Origin of the sequence: Streptomyces sp. NPDC006879 (genome assembly GCF_042869595.1) — a bacterium.
GTDB lineage: Bacteria > Actinomycetota > Actinomycetes > Streptomycetales > Streptomycetaceae > Streptomyces.
Genome location: NZ_JBIAGC010000013.1, coordinates 42,082 through 60,318 on the forward strand (window position 1 = coordinate 42,082; position 18,237 = coordinate 60,318).

Consider the following 18,237-nt stretch of genomic DNA (forward strand, 5'->3'; position numbering starts at 1 on the left):
GGTGGCTCACTTCGCGGCGGCGGCTCCGGCCGCCGCCTTCGCCGCACCTATGGCCCGCTCGAATGCGGCCAGCGGCTGGGCGCCCGCCAGGGGCTGGCCGTTGACCAGGAAGGACGGGGTTGAGGTGACGCCGATCCGATTGCCTTCCCCGGTGTCGCGGGCCAGCGCCTGCTCGGCCGCCGTGCTCCCCAGGTCCTTCTTGAAGCGTGCGAGGTCCGCCACCCCTGCTTCGCCGGCCAGTTCCAGCAGGCGCCGTTCCCCGAAGCCCTTCTCCTTGGCGTCCTCCGCGAAGGCCGCCCGGTGGAACTCCCAGAACCGGCCCTGCCGGCCGGCCGCCCAGGCGGCCTTGGCGGCGGCCTCGGACTCGGCTCCGAAGATCGGGTAGTTGCGCCATTCGATGCGCAGGGTGCCGTTCTCCACGTACTTCTCCACCAGCTGCGGCGCCGTGTCACGGGCGAACTTCCCGCAGTAGCCGCATCGGAAATCGGCGTACTCGATCAGCACGACCGGGGCGTCGACCCGACCGCGGGCCATCGGATCGCCGGAGTCCCGTCGGGCCAGCGCACTCAGCTCCCGCTGGGCGTCGGTGGGCTGCTCGCGCTGCGCCACCGAAGTCGCGCCGGACTCGGTGGACCGCTCGGGCGCGGTCGCCTGGTAGGAGGCGAGCCCGAGCAGTACGGCGGCCACCGCGATGCCGGCGCCGACCAGCAGGGGCTTGGCCGCGGAGGTGCCGGAGGCGCCCTTCTTGGGCCGGCCAGAGGTCTTGGGGTGCTTCTGAGGTGAGGACATCGTCCCGAAATGGTACGACCCGTGATCAGAAATGGGTTCGCCACCCACGCCCCACGGGTGAGATCCTCAATCAGGTATGTCTACTTCTTTCGCCGCCCTGCAGACCCTGCTCGGGGAGATCTCACTCCGCGACGCGCACCGCCTCGGCCGCCGGCTGGAGGGGGCGCGGCGCATCCGTAAACCCGAGGCGAAGCAGGCCGTCCTCGACGAGATCGCCGCGGAGGCCACGAAGGCCGCCGAGCGGCTGGCCCGGCGTGCCGCGGCCCGGCCCGAGGTGACCTACCCGGAGTCCCTCCCGGTCAGCCAGAAGAAGGACGAGATCGCCGAGGCGATACGGGATCACCAGGTGGTGATCGTCGCTGGCGAGACCGGTTCCGGCAAGACCACCCAGATCCCGAAGATCTGCATGGACCTGGGTCGTGGTGTGCGCGGCATGATCGGGCACACCCAGCCGCGCCGGCTCGCCGCGCGCACGGTCGCCGAGCGCATCGCGCAGGAGTTGAAGACCCCGCTGGGCGGGGCGGTGGGCTGGAAGGTCCGCTTCACCGACCAGGTGGACCAGGACGCCACCCAGGTGAAGCTGATGACTGACGGCATCCTGCTCGCCGAGATCCAGACCGACCGCGAGCTGCGGGCCTACGACACGATCATCATCGACGAGGCTCACGAGCGGTCCCTGAACATCGACTTCCTGCTCGGCTACCTGGCCCAGTTGCTGCCGAAGCGACCGGACCTGAAGGTGGTGATCACCTCCGCGACCATCGATCCCGAGCGCTTCTCCCGTCACTTCGGCGATGCGCCGATCGTCGAGGTCAGCGGCCGTACCTACCCCGTCGAGGTCCGCTACCGCCCGCTCCTGGAAGAGGACGCACAAGACTCCGACCGGGACCAGATCACCGCGATCTGCGATGCGGTGCAGGAGCTGCGGCGGGAAGGGCCCGGGGACATCCTGGTCTTCCTCTCCGGCGAGCGGGAGATCCGCGACACCGCCGACGCTTTGGAGAAGTTGAAGCCCTCCCGGGCCGCCGGGGCCGACCTGGAGCGCACCGAGGTCCTGCCGCTGTACGCACGGCTCTCGCACGCCGAGCAACACCGGGTCTTCCAGACGCACACGGGCCGCCGGATCGTGCTGGCCACCAACGTGGCCGAGACCTCCCTGACGGTGCCGGGCATCAAGTACGTCATCGACCCCGGCACGGCGCGGATCTCGCGCTACAGCCACCGCACCAAGGTGCAGCGGCTGCCGATCGAGCGGATCTCGCAGGCCAGCGCCAACCAGCGCAAGGGGCGCTGTGGTCGCACCTCGGACGGCATCTGCATCCGGCTCTACTCGGAGGACGACTTCAACGCCCGCCCGGAGTTCACCGACGCCGAGATCCTGCGGACCAACCTGGCATCGGTGATCCTCCAGATGACCGCAGCGGGCCTCGGTGAGATCGAGCGCTTCCCGTTCATTGACCCGCCGGACCACCGCAACATCCGCGACGGCGTCCAGTTGCTCCAGGAGCTCGGCGCACTGGAGACGGCCCAAAAGGCCGCCCCGGCAGCGAAGGGCGCGCGGCCCGCCGGGCAGGGGCAGCGGCTCACCCCGCTGGGTCGCAAGCTGTCCCAGCTGCCGGTGGACCCGCGGCTGGCCCGGATGGTCATCGAGGCGGAGAAGAACAACTGTGTCCGCGAGGTCATGGTGATCGCAGCCGCCCTGTCCATCCAGGACCCCCGCGAGCGGCCCTCGGACAAACAACAGCAGGCGGACCAGCAGCACGCCCGTTTCAAGGACGAGACCAGCGACTTCCTCGCCTTCCTCAACCTGTGGCGGTACGTGCGCGAGCAGCAGCGCGAACGCGGTTCGTCCAGCTTCCGCCGGATGTGCAAGCAGGAGTACCTGAACTTCCTGCGGATCCGGGAGTGGCAGGACATCTACGCCCAGCTGCGCACGGTCGCCAAGTCGATGGGCATCGAACCCAATGACACGGACGCGCCCGAGCAGCACATCCACGTCTCGCTGCTGGCCGGCCTGCTGTCGCACATCGGCTTGAAGGACACGGAGAAGAACGAGTACCTGGGGGCACGATCGGCGAAGTTCGCGGTCTTCCCGGGTTCGGCGCTGTTCAAGAAACAGCCGAGGTTCGTGATGTCTGCCGAGTTGGTGGAGACCTCCAGGCTCTGGGCACGGGTCAACGCCAAGGTGGAGCCCGAGTGGATCGAGCCGCTGGCCCAGCACCTGGTCAAGCGGACGTACAGCGAGCCGCACTGGGAGAAGGACCAGGCGGCGGTGATGGCCTACGAGCGGGTGACGCTCTACGGGGTGCCGATCGTGGCCCAGCGGAAGGTCAACTACGGTCGGATCGACGCGGAGGTCTCCCGGGACCTGTTCATCCGCAACGCCTTGGTGGAGGGCGACTGGCGCACCCACCACAAGTTCTTCGCGGACAACCGTCGGCTGCTCACCGAGGTCGAGGAGCTGGAGCACCGTGCCCGCCGGCGGGACATCCTGGTGGACGACGAGACGCTCTTCGACTTCTATGACCAGCGGGTGCCCGAACACGTCGTGTCCGGTGCTCATTTCGACTCCTGGTGGAAGCACAAGCGTCATGAGGAACCGGAGTTCCTCGACTTCGAGCGCGAGATGCTCATCACCGAGAAGGCCGCGGGCGTCACCAAGGACGACTACCCCGACTCCTGGCGACAGGGCCAGTTGAAGTTCCGTGTCACCTACCAGTTCGAGCCGGGAGCGGACGCGGACGGCGTCACCGTCCACATCCCCCTCCAGGTGCTCAACCAGGTCACCGAAGAGGGCTTCGACTGGCAGATCCCGGGGCTTCGGGCGGAGGTGGTCACCGAGCTGATCCGTTCGTTGCCCAAGCCGATCCGCCGCCACTACGTCCCCGCGCCCAACTTCGCGGGCCGCTTCCTGGACACCGCGGTGCCGTTGCAGGAGCCGCTGCCTCTCACGCTGGCGCGGGAGCTGAAGCGGATGGTGGGCGTTGCCGTGGCGGCCGAGGACTTCGATCTGTCGAAGGTGCCGGACCATCTGAAGGTCACCTTTCGTATCGTCGACGAGCGGCGCCGCAAGATCGCTGAGGACAAGGACCTCGAAGCGCTGCGGCTGCGTCTGAAGCCCAAAGCCCGCCAGGCCCTGTCCAAGGCCGCCGCGGCCACCGCGGAGCGCGCCGGCGGCGCGTCCGTGGAACGGACGGGGCTGACGGACTGGACCATCGGCAGCCTGTCGAAGGTCTTCGAGACCCGACGCGCCGGCCAGCCGGTCAAGGCCTATCCGGCGCTGGTGGACGAGGGAGCCAGCGTGGCCGTCCGGCTCTTCGACACCGAGGCGGAACAGCAGCAGGCGATGTGGCGGGGCACTCGCAAGCTGATCATGATGAACATCCCGGTGAGCCCGGCCAAGTTCGCCTCCGACCGGCTCAGCAACCAGCAGAAGCTGGCGCTCTCCCGCAATCCGCACGGCTCCGTCCAGGCCCTGTTCGAGGACTGCGCGACGGCAGCCGCGGACAGGCTCATCGCCGACCACGGCGGGCCGGCCTGGGACGAGGAGGGCTTCCGCAAGCTGTACGACAGGGTGCGGGCCGATCTGGTGGACGTCACCGTGCGGACGGTCGGCCAGGTGGAGCAGGTCCTGGCCGCCTGGCAGGCCTGTGAGCGGCGCCTGAAGGCAACCGGCAGCCCCACCCTGGCCGCGAACGTCCAGGACATCAGGACGCAGTTGGCGGCCCTGGTGCCGACCGGCTTCGTCACCCTGACCGGGCTGCGGCGGCTGCCGGACCTGATGCGGTATCTGGTAGCCGCTGACCGGCGGCTCCAGCAGATGCCCACCGGGGTGCAGCGGGACAGCACCCGGATGGCGAAGGTCCACGAGATGCAGGACGAGTACGCCTGGTTGCTGGAACAGCTTCCCGCGGGGCGACCGGTCCCCCGTGCGGTGACCGACATCCGCTGGATGATCGAGGAACTGCGGGTCAGCTACTTCGCGCACGCCTTGGGGACGGCCTATCCCGTCTCGGACAAGCGCATCGTGAAGGCCATCGACGCGGTGGTCGGGAGCTGAGCGACTCATGATCGAGCCGGGTTCGACCGCACCCCCTGACCTCCTGTAGAGTCTGTCTCGCAGCCGCGCCAAACGGCCGCAAAACCTGGTCCTGTGGAGCAGTTTGGAGTGCTCGCCACCCTGTCAAGGTGGAGGCCGCGGGTTCAAATCCCGTCAGGACCGCATCAATCGGAGCCCGTATCCCCTTGGGGATACGGGCTCCGACGCGTTGGCCTGGTGACAGCGCGTCATGTAAGGGGCGCCGGTAAGGGGCGCCCCTCGGTTCTACCCGTCGAGTGAAGGTCCTGGGAGCCCTCGCCCTCGTAAGGGTGATTTGCCGGGTTAGGGATACTATTCCCGTGTGACGCGAGTCACCGAATGGGTTTTTGAAAGATGCACGTTTAGCCGCCCCTTAGGTCAGCTCAATTTAATATGTGCAATGGCACCCACCCCTCACCAGCAGGAAGAGCGCATAAAAAGATCGCGCTGGACCCGGCGGAGTCCAGCGCGATCGAACGACTTACGCACCTGACATACGGAGCGGCGGAGCCTGTTGGGGCAGGTTCCCGTCGTGTGGAGCCGTTGGGCGTCAACGGGTTGGGGGACCCGGCAATTGCCCGGTAATGCAGGGTGTTACAGCGATACGGCGGTTCAGGCCTCGCTGCGCTGCTGCGGAATTCCCGCAAGCAGGGCGCGAACCTCCGCCTCGCGGTACCGGCGATGTCCACCAAGGGTGCGGATGGACGTGAGCTTGCCTGCCTTTGCCCAGCGGGTGACCGTCTTCGGGTCCACGCGGAACATCGTGGCGACCTCAGCCGGGGTCAGCAGCGGCTCGGCATCAGGGGTGCGAGCGGTCATGAGCGGCCTCCTCGGGAGAACCGAACCAATCTCGGTTCTTTCCTCTAAATTCTGCACCTTGGCCCGCGTTGCCCGAAATGGCAGACGCGGGCCGAGTCGGTTATAGGACGAACGGCTTGTCCTCGGCACTACAACTACACCATCTGTCCAGCCTCGTCGGCCAAACCGATGGAATTGCCCTCTGAGGTGTTCATCAGGCACGGAAGACGATGGACCATCCCATAGCGGACAGTCACCCCACCGTAACGATCAGTCACAGAGCGATCAGGAGCCCTCAGACCCCCCATAGCGTGTAATGCTGAGCATTCCGCCCATAGTTGGACGGAAGGAACCCTCCCCGGACTCCTTGTCCTATTTTGGCACGAGGGTAGGGGAACGGCGCAAGGGTGCAGTTAGTGCGTTCCATCACCCTTGAGCCAAAGGCCCGGATCAGGACGTAGGTCCCGGCCCGAAGTCCTGACCCTTACTGAAATCTGGCTCAACCACAAGATCCGTTCGCGAAAAGCTCACCGCGCCACACCTGTCTCAGTTCGCGAAGAGCCGCTCACGCACCAACCGCCAACGTTCCGCCAAGCCCTCCCACGCCTCCTGGGCCACCCGGGAGTCACCGGCCGCCAGCGCCCCCAGGCCGGCCGCGAGATCCCCCGCCGAATGGTCCGCCGCGAGCTGCTCCCGAGCGAGCGCATGGACCAGCCCCCCGTAGTCCAGCTCCACGAGCGCCCGTGGATGGAACTCCTCCAGCCACCGGCCGACCTCCACCAGCCCCTCGACCAGCAACTCCTGCCCCTCGGCGGCCCGCAACGTCCGCAATGCGCGGGCCACCCGTCGCCGGGCCTGCACCATCGGCGTCCGGTAGCGCAGCAGCACACCCTCCTCGTACCTCCGCTCCTCGTCGGAGAAGAGCACGAACCAGCGCAGCGGCACCTGCCACGCCGCGGAGCGGATCCAGGGCCGCGCATCGGGATTGCGCTCGCGCCACTGCTCGTAGTCGGCGACCGCCTGCTGCCGCACCACCGGCGGCAGCGCCGCGTCCAACACCGGTGCGGGGAACTGCGTCGCCAACTCCTCCAGGGCCAGCCAGCCGCGCAACCGGGTCCGCCAGGGGCACACCACCAGCACCCCGTTCCATTCCGCGACGAAGGCGTCGGCACTCTCCTTCGCCGGCACCGCCACGGGCGGAAACGACAGCAAACCCGCGAGAGAGCGGCGCAGTTCGTCCTGGTAGGTGGGAATGTCGCTACGGGCGCCGTACCGGGCCCAGTGAGAGCGCTCCGGTTCCGCGAAGGCCACCAGGGGCTCGTACACCCGCAAATAGGTCGCGTACGGGACGGTCAGCGCGGCGGCGGGGCCCGCCGGGGAAGGGTCGGTCACGATGTGGACTCTCCCCCTCGACCCTGCGGGGTACTCCGGGAGAGGGTGATCCCCGCTACTGGCTCCCTGAGGTGGCCCAGGAGGTCTTACGCTGCTCCACGACACAGCCCTCCCCACCCACAGGAGGGCCCTTCGCCGCATCTATCCATGGGAGTCACCACCGTGACCGAAATGACCGACGGCGTCCTGCACACCCTGTTCCGCACGGAGCAGGGCGGTCACGAGCAAGTCGTGCTGTGCCAGGACCGAGCCAGTGGCCTCAAGGCCGTCATCGCCGTCCACTCCACCGCCCTGGGTCCGGCCCTCGGCGGCACCCGCTTCCACGCCTACGCCTCCGACGAGGAGGCCGTGCAGGACGCGCTCAACCTGTCGCGCGGGATGTCCTACAAGAACGCCCTCGCCGGCCTCGACCACGGCGGCGGCAAGGCCGTGATCATCGGCGACCCGGAGCAGCTCAAGAGCGAGGAACTCCTGCTGGCCTACGGTCGGTTCGTGGAGTCCCTGGGCGGGCGCTATGTGACCGCCTGCGACGTCGGCACCTATGTCTCGGACATGGACGTGGTCGCCCGCGAGACGCGCTGGGCGACCGGCCGCTCCCCGGAGAACGGCGGGGCGGGCGACTCATCGGTACTCACCGCCTACGGCGTCTTCCAGGGCATGCGGGCCTCCGCCCAGCACCTGTGGGGCGACCCGACCCTGCGCGGTCGGAAGGTGGGCGTCGTGGGGGTCGGCAAGGTGGGCCACTACCTCGTGGAGCACCTCCTTGAGGACGGGGCGGAGGTCGTGATCACCGACGTCCGCGAGGAATCGGTGCGCCGCATCCTGGACCGCCACCCGGGCAAGGTCACCGCGGTCGACGGCACCGAGGCGCTGATCCGGGTCGAAGGCCTGGACATCTACGCTCCCTGTGCGCTCGGCGGCGCCCTGAACGACGAGACCGTGCCCGCGCTGACGGCCAAGGTGGTGTGCGGCGCGGCCAACAACCAGCTCGCGCACGCCGGGGTGGAGAAGGACCTCGCGGACCGCGGCATCCTCTACGCCCCGGACTACGTGGTGAACGCCGGAGGTGTCATCCAGGTCGCGGACGAGCTGCACGGCTTCGACTTCGACCGCTGCAAGGTGAAGGCGACCAAGATCTTCGACACCACGCTGGCAATATTCGCACGTGCGAAGTCGGACGGGATTCCGCCAGCTGCGGCGGCGGACCGCATCGCCGAACAGCGGATGGCCGAGGCACGCGGTGCGGTGGCTGTGGCCACCGCTGTCTGAGGTCTCCTGGAAGGACGGTCCGCACACCGATGCGGACCGTCCGCCGGTGCCGCGGCGAGACGGAACTCACTGTGCTTCGGCGGGTCGGCCGTCGATTAGGGGCTAAAATCGCAGCTGACCAGCGGGGACGGGGCGTCCCGCCGGCACTGTTCCGAGGCGCGTCATGCGGGCGGCGTACCGTATGGCCGCGGAAGCAGGTACCGTTGAAGCCCTACGGACCGGTCTCTCGCCGAGAGTCCGTTCCGACTCATGAACGCGTGTCAAGACTCTGGGGCCGTCGAGCCCCGTCACCGAGGGGGTCGAGCCATGGGGCGCGGCCGGGCCAAGGCCAAGCAGACGAAGGTCGCCCGCCAGCTGAAGTACAACAGCGGCGGGACTGACCTGTCGCGTCTGGCCAACGAGCTGGGCGCTTCGACTTCGCATCCGATTTCGAATCAACCACCTAACGGTGAGCCATTCGAAGAGGACGACGAGGAAGACGACCCGTACGCCCGCTACGCGGATCTGTACAACGAGGACGAGGACGAGGACGAAGAGTCCGGTCCCACTTCTCAGCGTCGCGGCGCTTGACGCGCCACAGCGCACAGCTGAAAACACCCAACCCGGTCCGGGGCCTGCTCCGGACCGGGTTCTGTGCTGCTCAGCTCGCGTAGTCGCCGGTCAGGGTGGCCCCTTCGGTGCGCTCCCCGCGGTCGAGGATCTCGCCGGCGACCCAGGCGTCCACCCCGCGGTCGGCCAGTGTGGTCAGTGCCACGTCCACCGACTCGGCGGGCACCACCGCCATCATTCCGACGCCCATGTTCAGCGTCTTCTCCAGTTCCAGCCGCTCGACCTGACCTGCCTTGCCGACCAGATCGAAGACCGCGCCCGGGGCCCAGGTCGAACGGTCGACCGTGGCGTGCAGGTGATCCGGGACGACCCGGGCGAGGTTGGCCGCGAGGCCGCCCCCGGTGATGTGCGAGTACGCGTGGACCTCGGCCGTCCGGGTGAGTGCGAGGCAGTCCAGCGAGTAGATCTTGGTGGGCTCCAGGAGCTCCTCGCCCAGGGTCCGGCCGAACTCCGCGACCTCCTGTTCCAGGGCCATCCCGGCCCGCTCGAACAGCACATGGCGGACCAGCGAGTACCCGTTGGAGTGAAGCCCGGAGGAAGCCATCGCGATCACCGCGTCACCCGTGCGGATACGGTCCGCCCCCAGCAGGCGGTCGTACTCGACGACACCCGTGCCGGCGCCGGCCACATCGAAGTCGTCCGGGCCGAGGAGCCCCGGGTGCTCCGCGGTCTCGCCACCGACCAGGGCACAGCCGGCCAGCACACAGCCCTCGGCGATGCCCTTGACGATGGCCGCGACCCGCTCGGGGTGGACCTTGCCCACGCAGATGTAGTCGGTCATGAACAGCGGCTCGGCGCCACAGACGACGATGTCGTCCATGACCATCGCCACCAGATCGTGCCCGATGGTGTCGTACACGCCCATCTGACGGGCGATGTCGACCTTGGTGCCCACGCCGTCCGTGGCGGAGGCCAGCAACGGACGCTCGTAGCGCTTGAGGGCGGAGGCGTCGAAGAGGCCGGCGAAACCGCCGAGGCCACCGAGGACCTCGGGGCGCTGCGTCTTCTTCACCCACTCCTTCATCAGCTCGACCGCGCGGTCGCCCGCCTCGATGTCGACGCCCGCGCTCGCGTAGCTGGCGCCGGTGCCCGCGTGCGGAGCACGCCCAGAAGATTCAGTAGACATGCTGAAGAGCTTTCGTGTCGTGCTGCAGGGGGTTACGGGCGACGGAGCGCGTCGGCGGCGTCCGTGCCGCCCAGCAGCTCGGTCTCCAGCAGCTGCTTGCCGAGGAACTCCGGGTCGGGCAGCTCCATCGGGTACTCACCGTCGAAGCAGGCTCGGCAGAGGTTCGGCTTCTCGATGGTGGTCGCCTCGATCATCCCGTCGAGCGAGATGTAGGCGAGGGAGTCCGCGCCCAGCGACTTGCCGATCTCCTGGACCGACATGCCGTTGGCGATCAGCTCGGCCCGGGTCGCGAAGTCGATGCCGAAGAAGCACGGCCACTTCACCGGCGGAGAGGAGATCCGGATGTGGACCTCGGCCGCGCCGGCCTCACGGAGCATCCGCACCAGAGCACGCTGGGTGTTGCCGCGGACGATGGAATCGTCCACGACCACCAGGCGCTTGCCCCGGATGACCTCCTTGAGCGGATTCAGCTTGAGTCGGATACCGAGCTGGCGGATCGTCTGCGAGGGCTGGATGAAGGTGCGCCCCACATAGGCGTTCTTCACCAGGCCCGAGCCGTACGGGATGCCGCTCGCCTCCGCGTATCCAACCGCGGCGGGGGTCCCGGACTCCGGGGTCGCTATCACCAGATCGGCGTCGGCCGGGGCCTCCTTGGCCAGCCGCCGGCCCATCTCGACGCGCGAGAGGTAGACGTTCCGGCCCGCGATGTCGGTGTCCGGCCGCGCCAGGTAGACGTACTCGAAGACACAGCCCTTCGGCTTCGCTTCCGCGAATCGGGAGGCGCGCATGCCGTTCTCGTCAATGGCGATGAGCTCGCCGGGCTCCACCTCGCGGACAAAGCTCGCACCGCAGATGTCCAGGGCCGCGGACTCGCTCGCCACCACCCAGCCGCGCTCCAACCGGCCGAGCACCAGCGGGCGGATGCCCTGCGGGTCTCGGGCTGCGTAGAGGGTCCCCTCGTCCATGAAGACCAGGGAGAAGGCGCCGCGTACCTTGGGCAGGACCTGGGCGGCGGAGGCTTCGATGGTCAGCGGCTCACCCTTGTCATCGGTCTGGCCCGCCAGCAGGGCGGTGACCAGGTCGGTGTCATTGGTGGCGGCCACCTGGGTGGCCCGGCCGTCCTTACGGGGCAGGTCGGCGACCAACTCGGCGAGCTCCGCCGTGTTGACCAGGTTGCCGTTGTGACCGAGCGCGATCGAGCCGTGCGCGGTTGCACGGAAGGTCGGCTGCGCGTTCTCCCACACCGAAGCGCCGGTGGTTGAGTAGCGCGCGTGACCCACGGCGATATGTCCGCGAAGGGAGCCGAGGGAAGTTTCGTCGAAGACTTGGGAGACCAGTCCCATGTCCTTGAAAACTAGGATCTGGGAGCCGTTGCTGACTGCGATTCCCGCGGACTCCTGTCCACGGTGCTGCAGCGCATACAGTCCGAAGTAGGTGAGCTTGGCGACCTCTTCACCCGGGGCCCAGACACCGAAGACGCCGCAAGCGTCCTGGGGGCCCTTCTCGCCGGGGAGCAGGTCGTGGTTGAGTCGTCCATCACCACGAGGCACGCCACCGAGTGTAGGCGAGATCGACCACTGGTCCGAATTGGGGAAGGCAGGGAAAACTCACAGTACGCACGGTCAGCCGCCCCGACACAGGGTGACTGTCGCCCTGCGGGGTGATCCGCCCCGGCCGCAGAGGGCCCGCACCGCCGGGCCGGGGCGGCCACGGAGCTACTTCGCGGCCACCGCGCCGAGGCCGAGGTCGCCGTCCTTGGCCGTGAGCCTCAGCTCGCCGCCTTCGATCCGGTAGTGGAGCGGCCCTGACTGGAGGACCCGCCCGAGGGACTCCTCGGCTCGATCCACCGGTCCCGGACAGGACATGGTGGTGGTGGCCAGCAACCCGAAGCTGACCGTGGTGTCAAAGACGGTGGCCTGACTGGTGAGGGTGTTGCAGCCCAGATCACCCTGCACCGCACCGTCGGGACCGATCTTCAAGAACGCACGGGAGGCCACTTCGGCCGGGAGCGCGGTGGCGGCGTCCTTGGCGTACAGGGTGGTGAGCTTCCAGCGGGTGCCGACCAGGGGCTTCGGATCCTGGGGGGTCTCAGAGGTGGACTTCAGGTTGATCACATCTCCTTCGGCAGTGGTCAGCTGGAGCCTCTGGGCGCTCCCCCGCGCCCGCAGGTCCCCGCTGAAGAGGCGTTGGAAGGCCGCCTCGAAGGCCTGTTCCGCACCCGCGCAGCCTCGCTCGGTGACGGAACCGGGGGTGACGGTCAGCAGGTCGCGACCGACCCGGACGCCGGACTCGAAAGTGTTGCACCCGTTGTTCCCCCGGGCTCTGTCGCCCTCGATCAGTAGGTGGGCGCCAGTCGGTGCGGGCAGCCGTTTGCCGCCTTCGGTCAGTTCCTGCACGGCCCAGCGGGTGCCGACCAGGCGGTTGCCGGCACCCGGTGCGGCATCGTCGCCGGCTTCGGTGGCGCTGCCGCACGCCGCCAGCGGCAGCGTGGCAGCCAGGGCAGCGAGAGTGAGACGCAAGGTACGCATACCGCTGTGACGGAGCGACCCAGGTTCAGGTTCCCGGACACTCCATCGGCCTTGCCCGCATCAGCTCATGACGGGCAGTACGCCGGACAGATCGGCGCGCTCACCGCTGGCCCGCACCGCCACCGCCTCCAGGGCTTCCTGCCACGGGACGCGGCCCGTGGCCAACCTGACCCAGGTCAGCGGATCGGCCTCCACCACGTTCGGCGGGGTTCCGCGGGTGTGCCGGGGCCCGGCGATGCACTGGACCACGGCGAACGGCGGGATGCGAACCTCCACCGAGCCGCCGGGGGCCCTGACGGCGAGAGCGTCCGCGAGGACCCGGGTGCAGGCCGCGAGGGCCTGCCGCTCGAACGGGATCGACAGGCCGCCCGCCCGGTTGAGGTCATCGGTGTGCACGACGAGTTCCACGGTCCGGGTGACGAGGAAGTCGGCCACGCGCATGCCGCCGATGCCCAGTGCCAGGAGCCGGTCGTCGGGGAGGACCGTGAGCAGTTCACCGAGCCGGGCCGCGGTCCGCTCGTACAGCACGCCCAGCGGCTCCTCGGGGCCGGTGCGGTGCGCGTCCGCGATCTTGGCGGCAACCGGTGCGGTGACCGAGGGCCAACTCTGGACCGTCACCTGAGCCGAGTTCGCCGCCGGCCTCGCCGCCGCGTCGGCGAGCGAACCGACCGCCCAGGCGAGGTGGGCCGCGAGGTCGGCCACCGTCCAACTACCCACGTGCGTGGGCCTGGCCAGCGCCTCCTCGTCCAACTCCTTGACCGCTTCAGCCACATGCGCGAACTGGACCGTCACCGCGGTGCGGATCTTCGCGGGGTCGTAGCTGCGGGGGCGTGGCTTCCTGGCAGGTGGCATGCCACCGAGCGTACGGGCTCGGCGCCCCCGCGATGCCGGTCACCAGCGGCACCCGGGGCATGGCACGGCAACGGCCCGGTGCGACGCCCGTACCGGGGTACGGTTGCCGCACCGGGCCGCCGGTGCCACGGTGTCGCGGGGCGCGGGCTCAGGCCAGCAGCGCCGGGATCGTCGCCTCGTGCGCGGCGCGCAGCTCGCTCAGCGGGACGCGGAACTCACCCTGTACCTCGATCTCCTCGCCGTCCACCACACCGATGCGGGTGGCCGGCAGGCCGCGGGCGCCGCACATGTCGGTGAAACGGAGCTCCTCGCTGCGCGGAACAGCCACGATGGCCCGACCGGCGGACTCGCTGAACAGGAAGGTGAAGGCGTCCAGCCCCTCGGGAACCACTACCCGAGCGCCGTTGCCGCCGCGCAGACAGGACTCGACGAGCGCCTGGACCACACCACCGTCGGACAGGTCGTGCGCCGCGTCGACCATGCCGTCGCGGGAGGCCGAGATCAGGATCTCGGCGAGCAGCTTCTCCCGGCCCAGGTCCACCTTGGGCGGCACGCCGCCGAGGTGGTCGTGGACGACCTGCGACCAGGCCGAGCCGCCGAACTCCTCGGCGGTGTCGCCCAACAGGTACAGCAGCTGGCCGGCCTCGGCGAAGGCCATCGGGGTACGGCGGTTGACGTCGTCGATCACACCGAGGACGGCCACCACCGGGGTGGGGTGGATCGCGGTCTCGCCGGTCTGGTTGTACAGCGAGACGTTGCCCCCGGTGACCGGGGTCCCCAGCTCCAGGCAGCCGTCGGCCAGACCGCGGGTGGCCTCGGCGAACTGCCACATGACGTCGGGGTCCTCCGGCGAGCCGAAGTTCAGGCAGTTCGAGATGGCCAGCGGCTTGGCGCCGGTTGCCGCCACGTTGCGGTAGGACTCCGCCAGCGCCAGCTGCGCCCCGGCGTACGGGTCGAGCTTGGCGTACCGGCCGTTGCCGTCGGTGGCCATGGCCACGCCCAGGTTCGACTCCTCGTCGATGCGCACCACGCCCGCGTCCTCGGGCTGCGCGAGGACGGTGTTGCCCTGGACGAAACGGTCGTACTGATCGGTGACCCAGGACTTCGAGGCCTGGTTCGGGGAGGCGACCAACGCCAGGACCTGCGCGCGCAGTTCCTCGGAGGTCTGCGGTCGGGCCAGCTTGCCGGCGTCGTCGGCCTGGAGGGCGTCCTGCCACGCGGGGCGAGCGTAAGGGCGGTGGTAGGTGGGGCCCTCGTGCGCCACGGAACGCGGTGGCACGTCCACGATCTGCTCGCCGTGCCAGAAGATCTCCAGCCGCTCACCCTCGGTGACCTCACCGATGACGGTCGCGATGACGTCCCACTTCTCGCAGATCGCCATGAACCGCTCCACGTGCTGCGGCTCGACGATGGCGCACATGCGCTCCTGCGACTCGCTCATGAGGATCTCCTCCGGCGAGAGGGTCGCATCACGCAACGGGACGGTGTCGAGTTCCACCCGCATGCCGCCGGAGCCGGCCGAGGCCAGCTCGGAGGTCGCGCAGGACAGGCCGGCGCCACCGAGGTCCTGGATGCCGGCGACCAGCTTCTCCTGGAAGATCTCCAAGGTGCACTCGATGAGGAGCTTTTCCTGGAAGGGGTCACCGACCTGCACGGCGGGGCGCTTGGCCGGACCGGTGGACTCGAAGGTCTCCGAGGCCAGGACCGAGACGCCGCCGATGCCGTCGCCGCCCGTGCGGGCGCCGTAGAGGATCACCTTGTTGCCCGGACCCGAGGCCTTGGCCAGATGGATGTCCTCGTGCTTCATCACGCCGATGCAACCGGCGTTGACCAGCGGGTTGCCCTGATAGCAGGCGTCGAAGACGACCTCGCCACCGATGTTCGGCAGGCCCAGGCAGTTGCCGTAGCCGCCGATGCCAGCAACCACACCGGGCAGCACCCGCTTGGTGTCCGGGTGGTCGGCGGCGCCGAAGCGCAGCGGGTCCACGACGGCGACCGGGCGGGCTCCCATGGCCAGGATGTCGCGGACGATGCCGCCTACACCGGTGGCCGCGCCCTGGTAAGGCTCGATGTAGCTGGGGTGGTTGTGCGACTCGACCTTGAAGGTCACCGCATAGCCCTGGCCAACGTCGACGACACCGGCGTTCTCTCCGATCCCGACGAGCATGGCGTCGTTCTCGGGGGTCTTCTCGCTGAACTGCTTCAGGTGCACCTTGCTGCTCTTGTACGAGCAGTGCTCGGACCACATGACGGAGTACATGGCGAGCTCGGCGCCGGTGGGGCGACGGCCCAGGATCTCCCGGATCCGGGCGTACTCGTCCTCCTTGAGGCCGAGCTCCTTCCACGGCTGCGCCGCCTCCGGGCTCTCCGTGGCGTTCTTGACGGTGTCGAGACTCATGCGCTTACCAGCTTCTTCAGGATCGAGGTGAAGAATCCGAGGCCGTCGGTACGGCCCGTCCCGATCAACGGCTCCACCGCGTGCTCGGGGTGCGGCATGAGTCCGACGACGTTGCCCGCCGCGTTGGTGATGCCGGCGATGTCGCGCAGCGAACCGTTCGGGTTCACGTCGAGGTACCGGAAGGCCACCCGACCCTCGGCCTCCAGTTCGTCCAGCGTGCGCTCGTCGGCGGTGTAGCGGCCGTCCATGTTCTTCAGCGGGACGGAGATCTCCTGGCCGACTTCGTAGTCCCCGGTCCATGCCGTGGAGGCGTTCTCCACCCGCAGCTTCTGGTCGCGGCAGATGAAGTGCAGGTGGTTGTTGCGCAGCATCGCGCCCGGCAGCAGATGGGCCTCGGTGAGGATCTGGAAGCCGTTGCAGATGCCGAGCACCGGCATGCCCGCGCGGGCCTGCTCGATGATCGTCTCCATGACCGGGGAGAACCGGGAGATGGCTCCGGCCCGCAGGTAGTCGCCGTAGCTGAAGCCGCCCGCGAGTACGACGGCGTCGACCTGGTGGAGGTCCTTGTCACGGTGCCACAGCGGAACCGGTTCGGCGCCCGCGAGGCGTACGGCGCGCAGCGAGTCGCGGTCGTCCAGCGTTCCGGGAAACGTGACGACACCGATACGAGTGTTGCCGCGGCCCGAAGGGCCTCCGTCACGGGTGGTGGGTGACGGGTGGGCGGTCACGACTCCACCTTCACGGTGAAGTCTTCGATGACGGTGTTGGCGAGGAACTTTTCGGCCATCTCGTGGATGCGGTCGAGGGCGGCCTGGTCGACCGGTCCCTCCACCTCCAGTTCGAAGCGCTTCCCCTGGCGGACGTCCGCGATCCCCTCGAAGCCCAGGCGCGGCAGTGCACGCTGCACCGCCTGGCCCTGGGGGTCGAGGATCTCCGGCTTGAGCATGACGTCGACTACGACGCGTGCCACTGGCACTCCCGTGTGGTGGTTGGTGCGAAGGCGGTGTCATCAGCGTACCCGCCCCAAATTTCTACGCGGGTAGATATCCTGCACCCCAGATCACGTGAAGGTTTCGGTGGGCAGACCCTCACGCAAAATCACCCAGAAAACCCCGTGCTCGGCATTGCGGCGTGACACGCGACAGAATTAACTGGGCTTCACAATGAGTCGACTATCGCGGTACAAAGGATTCCTCAGGGAATCCCTGAGAAAGTCGCATTGTGACGAAACATCCACACTTTCGACATCACCGCATGTCAGAAGGGCTTCCGGACACCAAGCCGGGAGGCCGGACGAGGCGGAGAGGTCGCGCGAAGGGACCGATATCCGTGGCGCAGCGAGTTGTAGTCACCATCTCCGATGACATCGATGGCGGAGAAGCAGCGGAAACGGTTGTCTTCGGCCTGGACGGCAAGACCTACGAGATCGACCTCAATCTTGCCAATGCAAAGAAACTACGGAAGGGCCTGGAGCCTTACGTGACGGCCGGTCGTCGCCAGGCCCGCTCCGGGAAGGCCTTCAAGCACACGTCCCTGGCCCCCGACCCGGCCGTGGTGCGGGCCTGGGCCCTGTCGAACCAGGTGGACGTCCCCTCCCGTGGGCGGATCCCGAAGAAGGTCTACGAGGCGTACAACGAGGCCCACTGAGAGCCGATTTGCCATCCACCCCACCCCTTCCGCTAGTGTGTGGATCACGCCGAGGGGCCAGGCCGAACAGCCACAACCCCGAAGTCGTGCGGGTGTAGTTCAGTAGCAGAACATCCCCCTTCCAGGGGGAAGGCGCAGTGTGCAATTCCTGTCACCCGCTCTGCATCACTTATCGGACCACTTCAGTGGATCAGGTAGAGTAGTGCTCGCACCGTCCAGTGAGAGCTGGTCGGAGGCATGCGGACGTGGCTCAGTTGGTAGAGCATCACCTTGCCAAGGTGAGGGTCGCGAGTTCGAATCTCGTCGTCCGCTCTTGTGGAAGGACCCCGATCAGAGATCGGGGTCCTTTTCGTTCCCCCGATAGGGCCGCTGCCACCGGTTTCGCACGGGACCACCGCCCGAACCATGTGACCATCGCCACGCCTCCACCGTCGGACCCGCTCCGCCTGAGCCGCCCCCGCACCACCCGCCCGGGGAGGAACGGCCCCGGGTACGGCCGAGATCAGCGTTCGACCCCTGCCCCCGCCCCTCCGGAAAGCCGCCCACGATCGCCACCGGCCCACCGGAAACGGGTGCTCCCCACCGTCCACCGGTTGGGTATAGTGGGTCCCGCGCTACGGCGCATGCGGACGTGGCTCAGTTGGTAGAGCATCACCTTGCCAAGGTGAGGGTCGCGAGTTCGAATCTCGTCGTCCGCTCTTCGCCAGAAGGCCCCGGTCATCGTGACCGGGGCCTTCTGCGTGTTTCGGGA

At 68.4% G+C, this 18,237-nt stretch carries 14 protein-coding genes and 4 tRNA genes; 8 read left to right on the forward strand and 10 right to left on the reverse strand.

Annotation, left to right across the window (positions count from 1 at the left end; genetic code table 11):
• Positions 1–6: 6 nt before the first annotated feature.
• Entirely contained in the window at positions 7–789 is a 783-nt protein-coding gene (locus ACFYMC_RS13095) for a DsbA family protein (RefSeq protein WP_388523172.1), read from the reverse strand.
• Between the two features lie 76 nt (positions 790–865).
• On the opposite strand from ACFYMC_RS13095, the gene hrpA reads away from it, so the two are divergent.
• Complete coding sequence (gene hrpA / locus ACFYMC_RS13100) at positions 866–4,849, forward strand: ATP-dependent RNA helicase HrpA (RefSeq protein WP_388523175.1); 3,984 nt, start codon at positions 866–868, stop codon at positions 4,847–4,849.
• Positions 4,850–4,936: 87 nt separating this feature from the next.
• Positions 4,937–5,011, forward strand: a tRNA-Asp gene (locus tag ACFYMC_RS13105).
• Positions 5,012–5,479: 468 nt separating this feature from the next.
• On the opposite strand, the gene bldC is transcribed toward ACFYMC_RS13105, so the two are convergent.
• On the reverse strand, positions 5,480–5,686 hold the full coding sequence (bldC, locus tag ACFYMC_RS13110) for a developmental transcriptional regulator BldC (protein WP_003949541.1): 207 nt from the start codon (positions 5,684–5,686) through the stop codon (positions 5,480–5,482).
• A 525-nt stretch (positions 5,687–6,211) separates the two neighbouring features.
• Positions 6,212–7,060 (reverse strand): hypothetical protein, encoded by an 849-nt coding sequence (locus ACFYMC_RS13115; RefSeq protein ID WP_388523448.1) that lies wholly within the window; start codon positions 7,058–7,060, stop codon positions 6,212–6,214.
• 159 nt (positions 7,061–7,219) lie between these two features.
• Here ACFYMC_RS13115 and ACFYMC_RS13120 point away from each other — a divergent pair, with 159 nt between their 5' ends.
• Both ACFYMC_RS13120 and ACFYMC_RS13125 read left to right on the forward strand, forming a co-directional pair.
• Entirely contained in the window at positions 7,220–8,326 is a 1,107-nt protein-coding gene (locus ACFYMC_RS13120; RefSeq protein ID WP_388523178.1) for a Leu/Phe/Val dehydrogenase, read from the forward strand.
• Positions 8,327–8,632: 306 nt separating this feature from the next.
• The gene (locus ACFYMC_RS13125; RefSeq protein ID WP_388523181.1) at positions 8,633–8,896 is read left to right on the forward strand and encodes a DUF3073 domain-containing protein; all 264 of its coding nucleotides are present in this window, start codon (positions 8,633–8,635) and stop codon (positions 8,894–8,896) included.
• A gap of 70 nt (positions 8,897–8,966) precedes the next feature.
• On the opposite strand, the gene purM is transcribed toward ACFYMC_RS13125, so the two are convergent.
• The 7 genes from purM to purS all read right to left on the reverse strand — a co-directional run bounded on the left by purM (position 8,967) and on the right by purS (position 16,809).
• Positions 8,967–10,061, reverse strand: a complete 1,095-nt coding sequence (purM, locus tag ACFYMC_RS13130; RefSeq protein ID WP_388523183.1) for a phosphoribosylformylglycinamidine cyclo-ligase — start codon at positions 10,059–10,061, stop codon at positions 8,967–8,969.
• Positions 10,062–10,093: 32 nt separating this feature from the next.
• Positions 10,094–11,611 (reverse strand): amidophosphoribosyltransferase, encoded by a 1,518-nt coding sequence (purF, locus tag ACFYMC_RS13135; protein ID WP_388523186.1) that lies wholly within the window; start codon positions 11,609–11,611, stop codon positions 10,094–10,096.
• 165 nt (positions 11,612–11,776) lie between these two features.
• The gene (locus ACFYMC_RS13140) at positions 11,777–12,589 is read right to left on the reverse strand and encodes an META domain-containing protein (RefSeq protein ID WP_388523189.1); all 813 of its coding nucleotides are present in this window, start codon (positions 12,587–12,589) and stop codon (positions 11,777–11,779) included.
• A 60-nt stretch (positions 12,590–12,649) separates the two neighbouring features.
• Complete coding sequence (locus ACFYMC_RS13145) at positions 12,650–13,441, reverse strand: sterol carrier family protein (protein ID WP_388523192.1); 792 nt, start codon at positions 13,439–13,441, stop codon at positions 12,650–12,652.
• Positions 13,442–13,589: 148 nt separating this feature from the next.
• Entirely contained in the window at positions 13,590–15,839 is a 2,250-nt protein-coding gene (gene purL, locus ACFYMC_RS13150; protein ID WP_388523194.1) for a phosphoribosylformylglycinamidine synthase subunit PurL, read from the reverse strand.
• Positions 15,836–16,567 carry a phosphoribosylformylglycinamidine synthase subunit PurQ gene (gene purQ / locus ACFYMC_RS13155; RefSeq protein ID WP_388523196.1) on the reverse strand — a complete coding sequence of 244 codons (732 nt, stop codon included), beginning with the start codon at positions 16,565–16,567 and terminating at the stop codon, positions 15,836–15,838. Before purQ ends, purL begins: the two co-directional genes overlap by 4 nt.
• Positions 16,564–16,809: a phosphoribosylformylglycinamidine synthase subunit PurS gene (gene purS, locus ACFYMC_RS13160; RefSeq protein WP_388523199.1), complete on the reverse strand. Its 246-nt coding sequence runs from the start codon at positions 16,807–16,809 to the stop codon at positions 16,564–16,566. The genes purQ and purS overlap by 4 nt, the downstream gene beginning before the upstream one ends.
• Before the next feature lie 359 nt (positions 16,810–17,168).
• On the opposite strand from purS, the gene ACFYMC_RS13165 reads away from it, so the two are divergent.
• The 4 genes from ACFYMC_RS13165 to ACFYMC_RS13180 all read left to right on the forward strand — a co-directional run bounded on the left by ACFYMC_RS13165 (position 17,169) and on the right by ACFYMC_RS13180 (position 18,184).
• Positions 17,169–17,486, forward strand: a complete 318-nt coding sequence (locus tag ACFYMC_RS13165) for an Lsr2 family protein (RefSeq protein ID WP_388523202.1) — start codon at positions 17,169–17,171, stop codon at positions 17,484–17,486.
• A gap of 88 nt (positions 17,487–17,574) precedes the next feature.
• A tRNA-Gly gene (locus ACFYMC_RS13170) sits at positions 17,575–17,646 on the forward strand.
• Between the two features lie 79 nt (positions 17,647–17,725).
• A tRNA-Gly gene (locus tag ACFYMC_RS13175) sits at positions 17,726–17,798 on the forward strand.
• 313 nt (positions 17,799–18,111) lie between these two features.
• Positions 18,112–18,184: transfer RNA gene (locus ACFYMC_RS13180), tRNA-Gly, on the forward strand.
• The last annotated feature ends 53 nt before the right edge of the window (positions 18,185–18,237 follow it).